Raw genomic sequence first — 16,332 nt, 5'->3', positions numbered from 1 at the left:
CCGAGCGGGCGGGACTGGTGCCCGTGCCCGCCGTCAGTGAGTTGCCCTGCCGGCCGGCGAGGTTGCTGGGCCCCGCTTGTGGCGGGGACCGTCTGGTGCTGCTGCTGCTGCTGGTGTGCTGCACGTGACCGGTGGTCGTCGGGAGCGGGTGCTCCCACCACGGGATCAGCGAGTGGTCGTGACCGGTTCGTCGCTCGTGACGCCGTCTGCTGCGTCGTCATCGTGCTCCGAGAAGGTGTCCTCGGAGTCTACAACGGAGGTCGGACGGGGCCCGCGACCCGGCAGGTACGGGCTCGGCTCCTTGCCGGTGTGGCGACGGCTCTGCACCACGAAGATCAGGATGCCGATCACGACCGCGGCGAGGGCCACCCACACGTTGGTGCGGACGCCGAAGAAGGTCTCGCTCGTGTCGACGCGGATGGACTCGAGCACCGAGCGCCCGGCGCCGTACCAGATCAGGTACAGGCCGAGGACTTTGCCCCACTGCAGCGTGAACTTGCGCGCCAGGAAGAGGATGACGACCACACCGAGGACGTTCCAGATGATCTCGTACAGGAACGTCGGGTGGAACAGCGTGCCCTCGGGCAGGCCCTTCGGGAACGCGGCGTTGCTCGAGTCGATCTCGAGGCCCCAGGGCAGGCTCGTCGGCATGCCGAAGAGCTCCTGGTTGAAGTAGTTGCCCAGGCGACCGAAGGCCTGTGCGAGCAGGACGCCCGGCACGACCGCGTCGATGAACGACGTGAACCGCAGGCCCACCTGACGGCAGCCGATCCACGCACCGACCGACCCGAGGATGAGCGCCCCGAAGATGGCGAGCCCGCCCTCCCAGATGTACAGGAAGGACAGCGGGTCGATGCCGGGGCCGAAGTAGTCGGACACGTGGGTGAACACGTGGAAGAGACGACCGCCGATGATGCCGGCGGGCACGGCCCAGATCGCGATGTCGATGATGATCCAGCGCTCGACGCCACGGGCGTTGAGTCGTCGGTTCGCCAGGACGACCGCGGCGACGATCCCGATCAGGATGCAGATCGCGTACGCGTGGATGCGGAAGTCGAGGGGCAGCGACCAGCCGAACGCGTCGCGCAGCCAGGCGGTCAGGTCGAAGTACTGCCAGGCGGTGCTCGGGCTCGGGATGCTCAGGAGGGGCATGGAGGTGCTGTCGCCTTTCGGAACTGACGGGGCGCGGTCGACGTGACGTCGGCCTCGCTCACTGTAGCGCGGCTCGCGGGCCGGACAGGAACTGGACTAGCGGCGGCGGGCGCCGGTGGCGAGGTCGGCGGCACGGTCCGCCACGCCCTGCACACCGAGGTCGGCCAGCGCACGGACGAACGCGGACCCGACGATGGCGCCGTCGGCGTACTCGAGCACTTCGCCGACCTGCTCGGCCGTCGAGATCCCGAGACCGACGCAGGTGCGCTCGACCCCGGCGTCGCGCAGACGCGACACCACCGTGCGTGCGGCGACGTCGACGCCGACCCGGGCACCGGTCACACCCATCGTCGAGACGGCGTACACGAACCCACGGCTGGCCTCGACCGCCTGGCGCATGCGCTCGTCCGACGAGGACGGTGCGGCGAGGAAGACCCGGTCGAGCCCGGTCCGCTCGGAGGCCTCGGTCCACGCGGAGGCCTCGTCGGGGATGAGGTCGGGCGTGATGAGGCCGGCTGCACCGGCGGCGACGAGGTCGTCGGCGAAGCGGTCCACGCCGTAGCGCAGCACCGGGTTCCAGTAGGTCATGACGAGGACCGGCACGTCGGCCCGTTCGGTGATCTGCTGCACGGCGTCGAAGACCTGTGCGACCCGGAAGCCGTTCGCCAGGCTCTCCTCGGCTGCCCGCTGGATCACGGGCCCGTCCATCACGGGGTCGGAGTACGGCAGACCGAACTCGATGACGTCCACCCCGTTCTCGGCGAGGGCGATGGCAGCGTCGACGCTGGTCTGCAGGTTCGGGTACCCGGCGGGCAGGTAGCCGACGACGGCTCCGGCGCGCTCGGCGTTGGCGGCGTCGATCGTCTGGGCGACGGTCTTGTTCGTGGTCACAGCTGCACCGCGTTCTCGTCGAGGATGCCGAAGTAGCGACTGGCGGACGCGACGTCCTTGTCACCGCGGCCGGACAGGTTCACGAGCACGACGCCCTCGGGGCCGAGCTCCTTGCCGAGCTTCATCGCACCGGCGAGGGCGTGGGACGACTCGATCGCCGGGATGATGCCCTCGGTCTGGCTCAGCAGGCGGAACGCCTCCATGGCCTCGGTGTCGGTGATCGGCTGGTACTTCGCGCGGCCGATCGACGCCAGGTACGCGTGCTCCGGTCCGACGCTCGGGTAGTCGAGTCCGGCGGAGATGCTGTGGCTCTCGATCGTCTGGCCGTCCTCGTCCTGCATCAGGTACGACTTCGCGCCCTGCAGGACGCCCTCGCGACCGAGCGTGATGCTCGCCGCGTGCCGACCGGTCTCGACGCCGTCGCCCCCGGCCTCGAAGCCGTGCAGTGCGACGGACTCGTCGTCGAGGAACGCCTCGAAGATGCCCATCGCGTTCGAGCCGCCGCCGACGCACGCCGCGACGGCGTCCGGCAGACGACCGACGCGGTCGAGGACCTGCTGGCGCGCTTCCTCGCCGATGACCTTGTGGAACTCGCGCACCATCTCGGGGAACGGGTGCGGACCGGCGACTGTGCCGAGCAGGTAGTGCGTCGACTCGACGTTGGCGACCCAGTCGCGCAGGGCGTCGTTGATGGCGTCCTTCAGGGTGCGCGAACCGGTCTCGACCGGGATCACCTCGGCACCGAGCAGGCGCATCCGGGCCACGTTGAGGGCCTGTCGCTCGGTGTCCACGGCGCCCATGTAGACGACGCACTCCATGCCGAACAGGGCTGCGGCGGTCGCCGTGGCGACGCCGTGCTGGCCGGCACCGGTCTCCGCGATCAGGCGGGTCTTGCCGAGCCGACGGGCGACGAGTGCCTGGCCGAGGACGTTGTTGATCTTGTGGGACCCGGTGTGGTTCAGGTCCTCGCGCTTCAGGATGACCCGGGCGCCACCGGCGTGCTTCGCGAAGCGCGGCACCTCGGTGATGATCGAGGGGCGCCCGGTGTAGTCGCGCTGCAGCTCGTCGAGCTCCGCACGGAACGCCGGGTCCGCCCAGGCCTGGCGGAAGGCGGCCTCGAGCTCGTCGAGCGCGAGGACGAGGGACTCGGGGACGAAGCGTCCGCCGAAGTCACCGAAGTAGGGGCCGTGCAGGTCGCGGAGTGAGGTCACGATGTGTCTCCCGGGACGAGTCCGACGCGGCCGGTCGGCCGCGTCGGACGGGTGGAACGTGCGGCCGCGGTCGGCGGCCTCGATACGTGGGCGGAGCCGGTCAGGCCCGGTCGGCGGCGTCGACGAAGGACGCCAGGGTCGCGGCGGGGTCGTCGCCCGTCACGAGCGCTTCGCCGACCAGCACGACGTCGGCGCCCGCCGCACGGTAGTGCGCGACGTCGGCCGGACCGGAGACCGCGGACTCGGCGACACGCACGACCCCGTCGGGGATGCGGTCGGCGAGCGACCCGAACAGGTCGCGGTCGAGCGAGAAGTCGGTGAGGTCCCGCGCGTTGACGCCGAGGATGCGGGCACCGGCGTCGAGGCCACGCGTGACCTCGTCAGCGGAGTGCGCCTCGACCAGCACGCGCATGCCGAGTTCTTCGGCCAGGGTGTGCAGCTCGACAAGACGGGCCTGCTCGAGCGCCGCCACGATGAGCAGCACGACGTCGGCACCGGACGCTCGGGCCTCGATCACCTGGTACGGGTCGGCGATGAAGTCCTTGCGCAGCACGGGCACCCCGACGCGGGCCTTCACGGCCTCGAGGTCGGCGAGGCTGCCGAGGAACTTGCGGCCCTCGGTCAGGACGCTGATCGTCGAGGCTCCGCCACGCTCGTAGTCGGCGGCGAGGGCGGCTGGGTCGGCGATCGCGGCCATCGACCCGCGGGACGGGCTGGCGCGCTTGACCTCGGCGATGATCTTCACCCGGTCGCCCGGGCTGAGGAACGCGAGGGCGTCGAGCGGCGACGCCACCCGGTCGAGGTCGCGTTCGACGTCCGAGTACGGACGGTCGACACGACGGGCGGCGGCGTCCTCGAGCGCGCCCGCGACGAGGGACTCGAGCACGTTCGGCATCGGGAGACCCCTACTCGCCGTGGTGCTTGGGGACGAACTTCGGACCGTCGACGCCGTAGCCGGCCTTCTTCATCACGCCACCGACGATGAGGCCGATGAGGACGACGCCAGCGGAGGCCCAGACGCCCCACGGCTGGTCGAACCAGAAGAACAGCGTGCCTGCCGCGAATCCGATCAGCATGATCACGACGGCGGTCCAGGCGGCCGGCGAGTGGCCTTCGCCGAGTTCTGCGGGCTCAGTGTTGCTCACGGTGCTCCTCGTTCTGCTCCGGCGTCGTCGGTCGAGCGACGCCCTGTCGATCCTACCGTGTCGTCACTCGGCGCCCCCGCGCCCGCGCCGTCGGCGGTGGTCGGGTCCACGCCCGCGCTCAGGTCGTCCCAGTCGACGACCGCGTCGCGCTGGACGGGTGCTTCTGCACGTGCTGCTGCGGCGGCTCCGGCGGTGGCGGCACCGTACTTCCGGCTCGGGCCGGGCCAGGCGCGCTGGACGACGATGACGACCACGCCGAGCAGCACGGCGAGCACGCCACCCGCGATCCCGACGGCGGGCCACGGGCTCACGGAGACGCTCGACACGACACCGCGGACGGCACCGAGGTCACTGACCCCGGCGACCTCGCCGACGGCACCGCGTGCAGCGGCGATCGGGTCGCCGAGGGCGGTGATGCCGCTGACGACCACGCCGAGGCCGAGCAGGATCTCGACGGCGGCGAGCACGATGCGCAGCGCCCGTCCCGCGATGGTCATCGCCAGGAAGAGCGCGAGGCTCGCGATCGCCAGCGCGGTGTACTGCGGCACGACCGCCGCCCCGTCGGCCGAGACCGTCGAGGTGACGGCGGCACCCGCGTGCAGGCGGACGGTGAACCAGGTCTGGGTCCAGGCGAGCATGATGACGCCGGCGACCAGGAGCCCGGCGACGACGACGATCGGACGAGAACGCTTCACGAGCGGACCTCGCGCATCCGGTTGGCGGTGGCGACGGCACGCAGTGGGGCGGCGGCCTTGTTGACCGCCTCGACGTGCTCGGTCTCCGGGTCGGAGTCCGCCACGAGTCCTGCCCCGGCCTGCACGCGAGCCACGCCGTCCTTGATCAGGGCGGTGCGGATCGCGATCGCCAGGTCGGCGTCACCGGCGAAGTCGAAGTAGCCGACGACACCGGCGTACGCACCGCGCTTCGCCGGTTCGAGCTCGTCGATGATCTCGAGCGCACGCGGCTTCGGCGCGCCCGAGAGCGTGCCTGCCGGGAACGTCGCGCGGAACACGTCGATCGCCGAGGCGTCGGGGCGCACCCGCCCCTCGACGCTCGACACCAGGTGCATGATGTGGCTGAACCGCTCGACGGTCATGAACTCGGTGACGCTGACGGTGCCCGGCTCGCACACCTTCTGCAGGTCGTTGCGGGCGAGGTCGACGAGCATCAGGTGCTCGGCGCGCTCCTTCGGGTCGCCGAGCAGGTCCTCGCCGAGGTTGACGTCCGCTTCCGGGGTCGCACCGCGCGGGCGGGACCCGGCGATCGGGTGCGTGATGGCGCGGTCGCCCTGCACCTTCACCAGCGCCTCCGGCGATGCGCCGACGATCCAGAACCGCTCGTCGGCGGTGTCCGCGAGGGCGAGGAAGTACATGTACGGACTCGGGTTCAGCGTCCGGAGCACCCGGTAGACGTCGAGCGGGTCCGCCGTGACCTCGTGGTCGAACCGCTGCGAGATGACGACCTGGAACACGTCACCGTCGCGGATGAAGCCCTTCGAGCGCTCGACGGCCGCCATGTAGTCGGCCGGGCTCGTGCGGTGGGTGGGGGTCGGCTCGGCGATCTCGAAGGCCTCGGCCACGGTCGCGATGCTCGGCTGCACCAGGTCGCCCTGCATGCGGTCGAGTCGCTGCTGCGCGTCCGCCCAGAGGGTGTCCGCGTCGTCGGTGCCGTCGTTCAGCACGCTCGCGACCAGCAGCACGAGACCGGTGCGGTGGTCGAGCGCGGCGAGCTCGGAGACGAACGACAGCGCCTGACCGGGCACGTCGAAGTCGGCCGGCGGCACGTTCGGCAGGTGCTCGAGCTGGCGCACGGCCTCCCACCCGATGAAGCCGACGGTCCCGCCGACGAGCGGCGGCGAGCCGGGCACGCGGGGCGTCGCCCAGCGCTCGTGCAACCGTGCGAGGACCTCGAGCGGGGCACCGTCGAGCGACCCGACGGCGCGCTCGGCGTCGATGCCGGTGTCGATCCAGGCCGCGCGGTCGCCGTCCTGGGTCAGGACGCCGAAGCTCCGCACGCCGACGAACGACCAGCGCGACCACAGGCCGCCCTGGCCGGCGGACTCGAGCAGGAAGGACCCGGGGCGGCCGTCGGCGAGCTTGCGGTAGACGCCGACCGGCGTCTCGCTGTCGCCGTACAGCGCGCGGACGACCGGCAGGACACGGTGGTCGCCGAGCAGGCCGTCGAACTCCGGTCGGGAGGTCGTGTGCGGGGTCTCGGAGATCGTCGCGGTGGTCATCGGGTCGGCTCCACGGCCGTGTCCGCCGGGGCGGACATGGTCACGGGCGCGAGCGGGTCGACGTCGAAGCACCGGTGCGCACCGGTGTGGCACGCCGCCCCGACCTGCTGCACCGTGACGAGGAGCGTGTCGTCGTCGCAGTCCAGCGCGGCACCGCGGACGTACTGGGCGTGTCCCGACGTGTCGCCCTTCCGCCAGTACTCGTTCCGCGACCGCGACCAGAAGGTCACACGGCCTTCGGTGAGGGTGCGGCGGAGGGCTTCCCGGTCCATGTAGCCGAGCATGAGGACGTCCTTCGACGATTCCTCCTGCACGATGGCGGGGAGCAGGCCGTCCGCACCGAAGTGTGCGCGGTCGAGGACCGCCTCGGTGTCGGTGCTGGTGCTGTCGGTCATGAGGCTCCTAGCCTACGGCGGCGGATCAGCGGACGGCGTGGCCGGTCGCGCGGAGCGCGGCCTTGACGTCCCCCACGGTCATCTCGCCACGGTGGAAGACGCTGGCGGCGAGGACTGCATCCGCACCCGCGTCGACGGCCGGGGCGAAGTGCTCGACGCGACCCGCGCCTCCCGAGGCGATCACCGGGACCGACGAGACGGCGCGCACCGCGGCCACGAGTTCGAGGTCGAACCCGTTCTTCGTGCCGTCGGCGTCGATGGAGTTGACGAGCAGCTCCCCCGCGCCCCGCTCGACGGCCTCGCGTGCCCACGCGATGGCGTCGAGGTCGGACTCGGTCCGCCCGCCGTGGGTGGTGACCACGAAGCCCGAGGGCATCCGGTCGGAGCGCTTGACGTCGAGCGACAGCACGACGGCCTGGGCACCGAACCGGTCGGCGATCTCGCCGATGAGCTCGTGCCGGGCGATCGCTGCGCTGTTCACGCCGATCTTGTCCGCGCCGCACTGCTGCAGCCGCGAGACGTCGTCCACACTGCGCACCCCGCCGCCGACGGTGAGCGGGATGAAGACCTGCTCGGCCGTCCGGGTCACGGTGTCGTACATCGTCGCCCGGTTCTCGACCGTGGCGCCGACGTCCAGGAAGGTCAGCTCGTCGGCACCCTGCTCGTAGTACCGAGCCGCGAGCTCGACGGGGTCACCGGCGTCCTGCAGGTCGAGGAAGTTGACGCCCTTGACGACGCGGCCGCCCTTGACGTCGAGGCACGGGATGACCCGGACCGACACGCCACCGGGGGTCACAGGCGTGCGGCGTGGATCGGGCTGACGAGGATCGCCCGGGCGCCGAGGTCGTAGAGCGCGTCCATGATGAGGTTCGCGTCGTCGCGCGGGATCATCACGCGGACCGCGGCCCAGTCGCGGTCGTGCAGCGGTGAGACCGTGGGCGACTCGATGCCGGACGCCACCGCGGTCGCCTGCTCGAGCAGGGCCGTGGGGACGTCGTAGTCGAGCATCACGTAGCCACGGGCGACGAGGACGCCCTGCAGGCGTCGGCGGAGCACGTCGATGCCCGGGATGGTCTCGTCGGTGGAGACGAGCACCGCGGTCGACTCGAGGATCACCGGGCCGAAGATCTCGAGGCCCGCCTGCCGGAGCGTGCTGCCCGTCGACACGACGTCGGCCACGGCGTCGGCGACCCCGAGGCGCACGGCGCTCTCGACCGCACCGTCGAGCTTCACGAGCGTGGAGCTGACCCCGTGCTCGGCGAGGAACGCCCCGACCAGTCCGGGGTAGCTCGTGGCCACGCGGACGCCGTCGAGGTCCTGCAGCGAGGCGAACCGACCCGGGGTGCCGGCGAACCGGAAGGTGGAGTCGGCGAAGCCGAGCGCGTCGACCTCGTGCGCCTCGGACCCGGAGTCGAGCAGCAGGTCGCGGCCGGTGATGCCGACGTCGAGCGCGCCGGACCCCACGTACGTGGCGATGTCCCGCGGGCGGAGGAAGAAGAACTCGACGCCGTTGCGCTCGTCGAGCAGGTGCAGCGCCTTCGGGTCGCGGCGGCCGGCGTACCCGGCCTCCCGCAGCATGTCGGACGCGGTCTCGGACAGGGAGCCCTTGTTGGGCACGGCGATGCGGAGCATCAGTGGGTCTGCTTTCTGTGGGGTCGTCGGCGGTCGTCGGTGCGCCGGGCGGCGCTTCCTACAGATGTCGCCAGACGTCCGCCGGGGTGAGCCCCTTGGCGACCATGAGGACCTGGAGGTGGTAGATCAGCTGCGAGATCTCCTCCGAGGTGCGCTCGTCGCCCTCGTACTCGGCCGCCATCCAGACCTCGGCGGCTTCCTCCACGATCTTCTTGCCGATCTGGTGCACGCCGGCGTCCAGTTCGGCGACGGTGCCGGAGCCCTCGGGGCGCGTGCGCGCCTTCTCGGTGAGCTCCTGGAACAGGTCGTCGAACGTCTTCACGGGGTCCAGGCTACCGGTCTCCGCTGACGCTGCCGACGCACCGTCCGGACGGGAGGCAGTGGTCGCCCCGGTGACGCCGGTACCGTCCGGCGCTCCCCCGGTCACGAGCGAGCCCGAGCGGCGGCCTCGCGCAGGTCGGCGATGCGCGCAGCGGGTTCGCCGCCGTACACCGCGGAACCCGCGACCAGCGTGTCGGCACCGCTCCGCACGGCCTCGGGCACGGTGTCCACGGCGATCCCGCCGTCCACCTCGAGCCACACGTCGAGCCCGGAGGCGTCGACGGCGGCGCGGGCGTCGGCGAGCTTCGGCATCACGGACGGCATGAAGGACTGGCCGCCGAACCCGGGCTCGACGGTCATGAGCAGGATCATGTCGTAGGCGTCGAGGTGGTGCAGCACCTGCGTGATCGGGGTGCCGGGCTTCACGGCGACGGCGGCGCGGGCACCGTTCGACCGGATCGCCGCGGCGGTCGTCACCGGGTCGTCGGCTGCCTCGAAGTGGAACGTGACGCTCGACGCACCCGTCTCGGCGTACTTCGGCGCGTTGCGGTCGGCGTCGGTCACCATCAGGTGGACGTCGAGCGGCACCGGCGACACCTGCTGCAGGCGCTGCACGATCGGCAGCCCGAGCGTCAGGTTCGGGACGAAGTGGTTGTCCATCACGTCGACGTGCACCAGGTCGGCGGTCTCGATGCGCTGGAGTTCGCGCTCGAGGTTCGCGAAGTCGGCGGACAGGATGCTCGGCGAGATGCGGATCGTCACCGGGCAAGCCTACCGGCGTGCCGCTGGAGGCCCGCGGTCATCGCCACAGCGACGTCGCGTTCCAGTCCACTGGCGCCCCCGTCTGCTCGAAGGGGACCAGTGCGATCGGCGGGTAGGCAGCCATCGCTCCGGCGAGCAGCCGGGACGGCCCGATGCCGCTGGCTTGGCGGAGGTACTGCACCAGCGTCAGCTGGCCGTAGGTCCGGTTCATCGCGTGGGCGGCGAGGTCGAGTCCGTCGTGCGTCCCTCCGCGCGGCAGGCGGGGGCGTTTCGGGTACACCCTGTTGAACAACCGGCCGTGGTGGGCACAGGCGTTGCGGACGACGTTCAGCGCACGGAGCCACGAGGAGAACTGCGGCGGTCTCAGCCCGAACGCTCCGGCGACCTCGGTCTGCACCAGCGGCGGTGCGAACCCGAAGAGCCGGCTCAGGCTCCCCCAGTCCATGAGCTCGACGGCGGCCCACACGGGCAGGGTCCCGCCGTAGGCGAGCCGGTGGTGCTCCACGAAGTCCTCTCGGGACCGCCCGACCTCACGGTCGTGGCGACGGCGCCAGTCGGCGTACTGGTCACCCGACCGGGCGAGCACGCCGAGCAGCGCCGGCTCCAGGTGGGCGCACGGATCGAGCCGCCCCAGTTCATGGCCGAGTGCGGCGCGGACGGCGAGTTCGATCGGCGCGATCGCGTCGAAGACCGTGGTCCGGAGGCGGGCGTCGAAGTCGGAGAGGGAGACCACGTCAGCGAGACGAGTGCCCGCCGCGAAGTCGTCGCTCCGGTGCCCGGACCGCAGTCGACGGAACGAGTACCAGTACCCACTGAGTCGGTAGTAGCTGACCCGCCGCAGCAGCTCGACCGCGGCGTCGTGGTCCCCGACGTCCATCCCGCGGGCCTCGAGCAACGCGACCTGTTGGCTTGTCGACCGGAACGCCTTGACCTCGCTCAACGCACCCCCACACGAAGAGGACCGGCCCTGGACCTGCTTTCGCAGGCGGAACCGGTCTTGTGGAACCAACATATCAGAAGCGTTCCAGCGGAGCAACCGCCTCAGTCGACGCGACGGAACAGCGCGATGAACATCGCGTCCGTCCCGATGCGGTGCGGCCACAGCTGCGCCGTGGCACCGTCGGCGATCTCGGGGTCACGTGCGGCGACACCCCGGACGATCGTGGCAGTGTCGAGCTGCTCGAGCCGGTCGCCGTGCCGCCCCATCAGCGCGTCGACCTGCCCGCGGGTCTCGGCCAGGTGCGGCGAGCACGTCACGTACGCCAGGGTCCCGCCCGGTGCGAGCACCCGGACGGCGGCGTCGAGCAGTTCGGTCTGCAGGGCAGCGAGCTCCTCGACGTCCTCGGGGAGCTTCCGCCAGCGCGCCTCCGGTCGGCGACGCAGCGCGCCGAGCCCGGTGCACGGGGCGTCGAGCAGGATGCGGTCGAAGGTCATCCCGGTGCCGTCGCGTCCGTACCGACGGGCGTCGCCCTCGACGACCCGCACGTGGTCACCGAACACGCCGAGGGCGTTCCGCACGAGTCCGGCGCGGGCCGGCACGAGCTCGTTGGCGACCAGGGTCGCCCCGCCCTGCTGCGCCTCGGCGGCGAGCAGCGCGGCCTTGCCGCCGGGCCCGGCGCACATGTCGAGCCACCGCTCGCCCGCACGCACGTCCGACGAGCGGCTCAGCGCCAGCGCGGCGAGCTGCGACCCCTCGTCCTGCACGCGCAGGCGTCCGGCGGCGACGCCCGGCACGCGCGCCGGGTCGCCGCTGATGCCGCGGATGCCGACGGGCGACACCGGCGCGGCGTCCGCCTGCACGACGGGCTCGTCGGCCCGGACGGGAGGCACGGTGCCCGTCGCGCCGTCGGCCTCCGGTTCGTCGTCGGCGGGCACCAGGGCCGCGGGCACGTCGTCCGCACCGGTCGCGTCGGCGAACGCCGCGTCGGTGTCGTCGTCCGGGGCGGTGCGGGCGGTCGCGGTGGCGATGTCCTCGTCGGTGGCGAGGCCGGGAAGAGCGGCGAGCTGCACCCGGGGTGCGGCGTTGTCGGCGGCGAGCAGGGCGGCGAGCTCGTCACGGGAGCGTTCGGCGGCCAGGGCGTCGCGGAGCGCCGAGACGACCCAGACCGGGTGCGACCAGCGGGTGGCGAGCAGGGCGTCCCCGGCACGGCCCTCGGTGATCAGGGCGTCCCACTCCTGGTCGGTGCGGGCGGCGATCTTGCGCATCACGGCGTTCACGAACCCGGTCGCGCGGCGGGCACCGACCTCGCGGGCGAGCTCGACCGTGGCGTCGACGGCGGCGTGCGTCGGCGTGCGCATGGCGAGCAGCTGGTGCGCACCGAGGCGCATCACGTCGAGGACGTCCGCCTCGATGTTCTCGGCCCGGCGACCGGATGCCAGCGCGATGATCACGTCGTAGCGGCCGAGCATCCGGATCGACCCGTAGGTGAGCTCGGTCGCGAACCCGGCGTCGCGGGCGGTGAGCCCGGCGCGGCGGATGCGCGTCGGCAGCAGCAGGTTCGCGTAGGCGTCGTCGACCTGCACGGCGCGGAGCACGTCGAACGCCACGCGGCGGGCACTCGCCGGACGCGGGCCGCGGCGGGCACCCTGGGGCTTCGTCTGGGGGCTCATGCGAGGACCTTCCCGTCCAGTTCGCCGAGGCCACGGGCCCAGGCGGCGGCGTCCATCGCCTTCTTGCCCGCCGGCTGCACCTCGAGCAGCACCAGCGGGGTGTCGGCGGTCCCGACCAGCAGCCGACCGCCGTGGAGTGCGAGCGCACCGGGCGCGAGCGACGGGGCGGGGTCCTGCGTGCCTCCAGGCTCGATCGTGCTGCGGAGCAGCTTCACGCGGGTCTCGCCCAGGTGGGCGTACGCGCCGGGCTCGGGCGTGACCCCGCGGAGCCGCGCGTGCACGGAGGCGGCGGGCGCGGCGAAGTCGGTGCGGCCGTCGTCGATCGTGAGCTTCGGGGCGAGCGTGGGCTCGCCGGACTGCTCGGTCGCGACGGCGGTGCCGGCGGCGATGGCGTCCACGACGTCCGCCACCACGTCGGCGCCGACCTCGGCCATCGCCGCGAGGACCTCACCCGAGGTCGCTTCGGGGTCGATCTCGAAGGGCAGGGCGGCGTAGACCGGGCCGGCGTCGAGCGACTCGACCAGCTGGAAGACCGTGGCGGCGGTCCGGGTGTCGCCAGCCATCACCGCACGCTGCACGGGAGCCGCACCGCGGTACGCCGGCAGGTCGGAGAAGTGCAGGTTGATCCACCCGTGCCGCGGGGCGTCGAGGGCCGGGCGGCGGAGCAGTGCGCCGTAGGCGACGATCACGCCGAGGTCGACGTCGAGGTCCGCGATCCGGGCGGTGACGGCGTCGTCGACACGCGAGGCCTCGATGACCGGCAGTCCGAGCTCCGCGGCGACGACGGCCACCGGGGTCGGGGTGAGGACACGCTTCCGGCCCTGCGGGGTGGCCGGCCGCGTGAGCACCGCGACGATCTCGTGGTCGGACGCCGCCAGACGGCGGAGGGTGGGGACGGCCGCAGCGGGGCTGCCGGCGACGACGAGACGCATGGGTTCGATCCTCCCACGCCGACGGCCCCACCCGACCCCGACCGCCTGTCCGGAGCACGCGGTGCTCGGCTCTGCCTGTGCACCAGCAGAGCGTGGGCTGCGTAGGTTCTGGCTGCATCGACGGAAGGAGCACCATGACCGACCGAGACCTGCCCATCCCGGGCTTCGACCACGTCCCGCTCGGCAACCTGACGGAGCACCTGACGGCCCTCGACCGCGAGCAGCTCGAGGTGCTGCTCGACCACGAGCACGCCCACGGCGCACGGTTGCCGGTGCTGGAGCGGATCCGTCACCGGATTGAGGCCCTGGACGGCGGTGCGGAGCCGACCGGTTCCGTGCCGGAGCAGCTCCCCCAGACGTCTGCGGGGGCCTCGGCACCCGCGGACGTCACGCCGGCCACCGCCGGTCCGACGATCAACCCGCCGTCCCACGGCGTGCCCACCAACCCCGCGCAACCGCGCTGAGATCAGGAGACACCATGAGTGACGTCACCACCGCCACCAACCGCTACGCCGGTTCGTCCGTCCAGAAGGCCGCCCTCGTGGTCGGCATCGTGTTCCTGCTCGTCGGGATCGCCGGGTTCGTCCCCGGCATCACGACCGGCGACCTGGCCGGGGCCGGACACGAGTCGATGGGCATGCTGCTCGGCATCTTCCAGGTGTCCGTGCTGCACAACATCGTGCACCTGCTGTTCGGCGTCGTCGGACTGCTCGCCGCCAACCGCGCCTCCGGCTCGCGGATGTACCTGGTGATCGGCGGGATCGTCTACTTCGTGCTGTGGATCTACGGCCTGTTCACCGCCGGCCACAGTTCCGGTGCGAACTTCGTCCCGCTGAACAACGCCGACAACTGGCTGCACCTCGTCCTCGCCATCGGCATGGTCGCCCTCGGCGTCGTGCTGCCGCGCGAGCGTCGCCGGCCCGCCAACGCCTGACCGACCCGCACCAGCCGGTCGCCGCACGGCGGCAGACCCCGAACGACACCGCCGACGTCCCACGACGTCGGCGGTGTCGTTCTGCGTCGTGCAGCGCCCGGGCCCACACGGACCCGGGCGCGGTCAGACCTCGGAGAACGGCTCCGCGTCGTCCAATCGCACCCGCAGCGTCGGAGCGGCCCGTCTTCGGTTGCCACCCTTGAGCACCCGCCGGGTCGACGAGCGCCGGATCACCTCGGCCTTGAGCGTCGCGGCGACCTCGGCCCCGTGCGCGTACGGGAACCGCACGATCGCCCGGACCGTGCCCGGCAACGTGTCGTCCTCGACCGGGACCGGGCCGAGCACCGGACCGACGACAGCGTCGCCGAGGGCCTCGACCGCAGCGGTGACGGCCTCGTCGGTGCCGGTCATCGTCGCCACCCGCACCGCCGGGGGGAAGTGCAGTTCGCGGCGGTCGGTGAGCTCGTCGTGTGCGGGACCGTCGAGCCGCCACAGGGCCATCGCGGAGGCCAGCCGACCGCCGATCCCAACCAGGTACACCTCGGCACCGGGGGCCGACTTCGCGGCGGCGTTCGTCCAGAAGCGCAAGACGTCCTCCTGCACCCGCAGCCCTTCGCGGGCGAGCATCTTCTCGCCGTCGAGCAGCAGCACGCAGGCGTACCCGCCCGGCACCGACGGCTCGGCCCCACGGGTGGCGACGACGACCGATGGCTTGGCGGGAACCTCGTCGAGCGGGCGGGAGCCGTCCGCGACGATGATCCGGGTGCCGGGGAACGCCCGCCCGAGCTCCTCCGCGGTGCGCTGTGCCCCCTGGCCGACCGGCTTCACGGTTCCGTTGCCGCACGTCGGGCAGCGGAACCCGACGGCCAGCGCGCCGCAGAAGCGGCACTGGGGCGTGGCTCCGCGGTGCGGGCTGCCGAGCGGCCCGCCGCAGACCCGGCAGTGCGCGCGTTCGCCGCACTCGGCGCAGACCAGCCCCGTGCCGAAGCCCGGGCTCGCGACCTGCACCAGGACGGCACCGTGCTGGCTGGCCTCGCGCGCGGCACGCCAGGCGGAGCTCGGGATGCGGGCCTGTGCGGCGAACCCCTCGGCCCCGGTCTGCTGCACGGTGGGGATGACCTTCGGCGTCTTCACGCGGTAGGGCACGACGTCCTGCAGCCAGTGCAGCTCCACCAGCCGTTGCACGTCGGTGCTGCGCGCGTGTGAGACGAACAGCAGCGCGGCCCCGGACTGGGCGGCCCGCACCAGGGCCACGTCACGCGTGTGCACGTAGGGCGCCCGCTGCTCGATGAACGAGGCGTCGCCGTCGTCCCACATCGCGATCAGCCCGAGGTCGGTCGCCGGCGCGTACATCGCCGTACGGTTGCCGATCGCGACCACCGGGTGCGTGCGGGCCTGCAGCAGGGCCTTCGCGCGCTGCCCGTTCGTCTGCTTGGCGTCGAACCGAACCACCCGTTCCGGCGGCAGCACGGCGAGCAGGGCGCGCTCGAGGTCGATGACGTCGCGGAAGTCCGGCACGGCGATCACCGCGGACTGCTCGGCCGCCACCGTGTGTGCGGCGGCCTGGGCGAGCGTCGCGGCCCATCCCGGCACCCAGACCGGTGCGTCCGCGTCACCCACCGCCACGGGCTGGGGCACGGCGGCGACCGCGGCGCGTCCGTGCTCCGTCACCACGGCCTCCAGGACGCCGTCGGCGTAGCCGGTGACGGGCGGGGCGGTCACCGGCGGCGGCGACCACGCGGTGTCCCGGGCGAGCCAGGCCTTCTCGGCGCGCACCTGCCGCGGTGGCACGGCGAGGCGCAGGACGTCGGACGCGACACCCGCGGCCCGGTCGGCGACGGCACGCGCGAGGGTCCAGATCTCCGGCGCGAGCACGGGCACTGGGGACAGCACGGCCTCGATCTGACTGAGTTCCCCCGGGTACTCGCCCTCGGTGACGATCTCGACCACGTAGCCGTCGGACATCCGGGCCCCGGTGCGCAGCGGCACCTTGACGCGGACCCCCGCGACGCAGTCGTCCTCGAGCTCGGCCGGCACCCGGTAGTCGAACAGACGGTCCAACTGCGGGAGCGGCGAGTCGAGGACGACGCGCGCGACAGTGGTCACGCGGT

18 protein-coding genes are annotated in these 16,332 nt (G+C 72.5%); 2 read left to right on the top strand and 16 right to left on the bottom strand.

What is annotated here, in order from left to right:
• Positions 1-165 precede the first annotated feature (165 nt).
• From lgt to fmt, 15 genes are all read right to left on the bottom strand, one after another.
• Complete coding sequence (lgt, locus tag DEJ05_RS04725; RefSeq protein WP_071244753.1) at positions 166-1,152, bottom strand: prolipoprotein diacylglyceryl transferase; 987 nt, start codon at positions 1,150-1,152, stop codon at positions 166-168.
• 96 nt (positions 1,153-1,248) lie between these two features.
• Complete coding sequence (trpA, locus tag DEJ05_RS04720) at positions 1,249-2,043, bottom strand: tryptophan synthase subunit alpha (protein WP_111109874.1); 795 nt, start codon at positions 2,041-2,043, stop codon at positions 1,249-1,251.
• Entirely contained in the window at positions 2,040-3,254 is a 1,215-nt protein-coding gene (gene trpB / locus DEJ05_RS04715; protein ID WP_071244754.1) for a tryptophan synthase subunit beta, read from the bottom strand. The genes trpA and trpB overlap by 4 nt, the downstream gene beginning before the upstream one ends.
• A gap of 100 nt (positions 3,255-3,354) precedes the next feature.
• The gene (trpC, locus tag DEJ05_RS04710; RefSeq protein ID WP_111109915.1) at positions 3,355-4,140 is read right to left on the bottom strand and encodes an indole-3-glycerol phosphate synthase TrpC; all 786 of its coding nucleotides are present in this window, start codon (positions 4,138-4,140) and stop codon (positions 3,355-3,357) included.
• 19 nt (positions 4,141-4,159) lie between these two features.
• On the bottom strand, positions 4,160-4,399 hold the full coding sequence (locus DEJ05_RS04705) for an HGxxPAAW family protein (RefSeq protein WP_017887200.1): 240 nt from the start codon (positions 4,397-4,399) through the stop codon (positions 4,160-4,162).
• On the bottom strand, positions 4,396-5,094 hold the full coding sequence (locus tag DEJ05_RS04700; protein WP_111109873.1) for a Trp biosynthesis-associated membrane protein: 699 nt from the start codon (positions 5,092-5,094) through the stop codon (positions 4,396-4,398). The genes DEJ05_RS04705 and DEJ05_RS04700 overlap by 4 nt, the downstream gene beginning before the upstream one ends.
• A complete protein-coding gene (locus DEJ05_RS04695; RefSeq protein ID WP_111109872.1) occupies positions 5,091-6,635 on the bottom strand; it encodes an anthranilate synthase component I in 1,545 nt (514 codons plus the stop codon). Before DEJ05_RS04695 ends, DEJ05_RS04700 begins: the two co-directional genes overlap by 4 nt.
• Positions 6,632-7,030 carry a phosphoribosyl-AMP cyclohydrolase gene (gene hisI / locus DEJ05_RS04690; protein WP_110864563.1) on the bottom strand — a complete coding sequence of 133 codons (399 nt, stop codon included), beginning with the start codon at positions 7,028-7,030 and terminating at the stop codon, positions 6,632-6,634. The genes DEJ05_RS04695 and hisI overlap by 4 nt, the downstream gene beginning before the upstream one ends.
• Positions 7,031-7,055: 25 nt before the next feature.
• A complete protein-coding gene (gene hisF / locus DEJ05_RS04685) occupies positions 7,056-7,811 on the bottom strand; it encodes an imidazole glycerol phosphate synthase subunit HisF (RefSeq protein ID WP_232536485.1) in 756 nt (251 codons plus the stop codon).
• Between the two features lie 11 nt (positions 7,812-7,822).
• On the bottom strand, positions 7,823-8,662 hold the full coding sequence (gene hisG, locus DEJ05_RS04680) for an ATP phosphoribosyltransferase (protein WP_027465727.1): 840 nt from the start codon (positions 8,660-8,662) through the stop codon (positions 7,823-7,825).
• Between the two features lie 58 nt (positions 8,663-8,720).
• Positions 8,721-8,984, bottom strand: a complete 264-nt coding sequence (locus DEJ05_RS04675; RefSeq protein ID WP_027465728.1) for a phosphoribosyl-ATP diphosphatase — start codon at positions 8,982-8,984, stop codon at positions 8,721-8,723.
• 101 nt (positions 8,985-9,085) lie between these two features.
• Positions 9,086-9,745: a ribulose-phosphate 3-epimerase gene (gene rpe, locus DEJ05_RS04670; protein ID WP_111109871.1), complete on the bottom strand. Its 660-nt coding sequence runs from the start codon at positions 9,743-9,745 to the stop codon at positions 9,086-9,088.
• Between the two features lie 37 nt (positions 9,746-9,782).
• Positions 9,783-10,685 (bottom strand): Abi family protein, encoded by a 903-nt coding sequence (locus tag DEJ05_RS04665; protein WP_258370537.1) that lies wholly within the window; start codon positions 10,683-10,685, stop codon positions 9,783-9,785.
• A gap of 101 nt (positions 10,686-10,786) precedes the next feature.
• Positions 10,787-12,355, bottom strand: coding sequence for an RsmB/NOP family class I SAM-dependent RNA methyltransferase (locus DEJ05_RS04660; protein ID WP_232750155.1), 1,569 nt, complete (start codon positions 12,353-12,355; stop codon positions 10,787-10,789).
• Positions 12,352-13,287: a methionyl-tRNA formyltransferase gene (gene fmt, locus DEJ05_RS04655; RefSeq protein WP_071244762.1), complete on the bottom strand. Its 936-nt coding sequence runs from the start codon at positions 13,285-13,287 to the stop codon at positions 12,352-12,354. Before fmt ends, DEJ05_RS04660 begins: the two co-directional genes overlap by 4 nt.
• A 134-nt stretch (positions 13,288-13,421) precedes the next feature.
• Between fmt and DEJ05_RS04650 the strand changes: the two genes are divergently transcribed.
• Both DEJ05_RS04650 and DEJ05_RS04645 read left to right on the top strand, forming a co-directional pair.
• Positions 13,422-13,751, top strand: a complete 330-nt coding sequence (locus DEJ05_RS04650; protein ID WP_111109870.1) for a hypothetical protein — start codon at positions 13,422-13,424, stop codon at positions 13,749-13,751.
• 14 nt (positions 13,752-13,765) lie between these two features.
• Entirely contained in the window at positions 13,766-14,221 is a 456-nt protein-coding gene (locus DEJ05_RS04645; RefSeq protein WP_071403720.1) for a DUF4383 domain-containing protein, read from the top strand.
• A 123-nt stretch (positions 14,222-14,344) separates the two neighbouring features.
• On the opposite strand, the gene DEJ05_RS04640 is transcribed toward DEJ05_RS04645, so the two are convergent.
• A complete protein-coding gene (locus DEJ05_RS04640) occupies positions 14,345-16,327 on the bottom strand; it encodes a primosomal protein N' (RefSeq protein ID WP_111046411.1) in 1,983 nt (660 codons plus the stop codon).
• Positions 16,328-16,332 lie beyond the last annotated feature (5 nt).

The sequence above is a fragment of the Curtobacterium sp. MCLR17_045 genome (assembly GCF_003234405.1).
Classification (GTDB): Bacteria; Actinomycetota; Actinomycetes; order Actinomycetales; family Microbacteriaceae; genus Curtobacterium; species Curtobacterium flaccumfaciens.
The sequence above is the reverse complement of the archived record's forward strand: the minus strand, read 5'-3'. Positions and strand labels throughout refer to the sequence as shown.